At 39.9% G+C, this 1,851-nt stretch carries 1 protein-coding gene and 1 pseudogene; one reads left to right on the plus strand and one right to left on the minus strand.

What is annotated here, in order from left to right:
• A partial coding sequence (locus AVJ20_RS17840; protein WP_111886138.1) for an IS5 family transposase occupies window positions 1–396 on the plus strand: 396 nt, incomplete at its 5' end.
• A gap of 164 nt (window positions 397–560) precedes the next feature.
• On the opposite strand, the pseudogene AVJ20_RS17845 reads toward AVJ20_RS17840, so the two are convergent.
• Window positions 561–1,851, minus strand: a pseudogene (locus AVJ20_RS17845) (RHS repeat protein); the annotation flags it as partial.

The raw sequence follows: 1,851 nt of genomic DNA on the forward strand, positions 1-1,851 counted from the left end.
CTCGATCAGATTCCACAAGATGAGCAGATTGACTCTGTTTATACCGATGGAGCTTATGACACCAAGCAATGCCGTCAGGTCATTGCAGATCGGCAAGCGCATGCGGTGATTCCACCTAGAAAAAATGCGAAACCATGGAAAGATACAAAGATCAGCTCGCTAGCGCGAAATGAATTACTTCGAACAGTTAAACGTTTAGGCAGGACATTATGGAAAAAATGGTCCGGCTATCATTGCCGAAGTTTGGTCGAAACTAAGATGCATTGCATCAAATTATTGGGGGATAAACTCAGTGCAAGAAAATTTGATAGCCAAGTCAATGAAATTCATGCACGTGTAGCAGTCCTCAACAGATTTACGGAATTAGGTCGACCACTTACCCAAGTTACGCCTTAAATTTGGCTCAATTAGGGGGCTTTGTATTTCAAATCTTTGTGCAACAAAGCCCTATCAAAATACAAGTTCTTAGCTAAATCGTATAAAATGATATTAGTTTGCTCTAAAATGTTTTTACTAGCATTAATTTTTAAAGCCTTACCCCGTGTAACCTATTTGATTTCCTATATATGTTCACTCAACTCATTGGTCAATGTTTGCGGGGTGCCGACTTGGTCACAGTGATAAAAAAGCACCCGCTCCAATTCAGCTTTATTCTTTCTCGTTTCATGCTTCCAAATCGGATCTTTATAAACCGAATAATCCTCGTGCTGAAATTGGGCATAGTCAGGGGTATCTAAAAGCTTGATAAACCCTGTATAGCCCGTTTGTAGTAATGGCACAAAACTCTTCGGTTCATAGACATAATGCTTAGTGTAGTTTTCTTCCGCTTTATTAGATTGCTGAGACTCCCAAATCATCAGGTCACCGTCCCAGCCAAATAAAGTCAGGGTTTGTGCATTTTGGTTTTTCTTAAATAAGCGTCGTCCAAATACATCGTAACCATATTCAGTCACCTGACCATTATGATCACTGCGAACCAATCGGTTCAGATTATCCCACGTCAGTTTTAATGTTTTGCCTGCATGGCTGGTTTCAATCACATTGCCTTGTGCATCGTATTTATAGTTTTTACCCTTATATTGAGCAATCAAATTACTTTTCACTTGTGATGCTGGCGTGGCAATAGGGTCAATTAAATTCCCTGCTGGGTCAAAAGCAAAGCTTTCTGTTTGATATTGACTTTGACTCTGCGTTAAACGGCCAATGGCATCATACTGATAAGTCAGCTTACCTAATCGACTGTCATTTACTTGGGTGAGCAAATAATTTTGATCATATTGATAATGCCGTTCTGCTTGATGCTGTACACGACCTACAGTTTCTCGTTCTGGTCGAATAATTTGTGAACTGAGTAAACCAACATCATTGTAATTTTTGCTTTGGATTAAGCCATTGGCCAACATACGGGACGTTTCGCGGTGTAAGTCATCGCGTTGGAACGCGACCATATCTTGTTGATTAAATGCAATACCATAGATATGCCCTGAACCATAGCTTAGATTGGTCTGAACTTGCCCATCGGGACGAATCGTTTTCGTTAAATTACCTAACTCATCATACTCATAACGCAATACAGCTGTCATCGGCTTTAAATTTGGCACGTTGTAATGCTGATGCTCACGTACCAATTGCCCAAGCGCATTTCGATAGAAATCACTTTGGCTTTCTTTATTTTTTGCTTTGCTCAGTTGGTTATTCAGATTATATTCAAACTCTTCGGTTTGGCTATGACGCGTTTGCACATGGGTATAAGTTTTTGATGCAATCATGCCATCAGCAAAGTAGGCAAATTGAGTAAAAACATTCGGCTGGCGAATTTGAAACAATTGACCATTTTCATTGTAGCTATAG

Source organism: Acinetobacter sp. CFCC 11171 (assembly GCF_003268405.1).
Classification (GTDB): Bacteria; Pseudomonadota; Gammaproteobacteria; order Pseudomonadales; family Moraxellaceae; genus Acinetobacter; species Acinetobacter amyesii.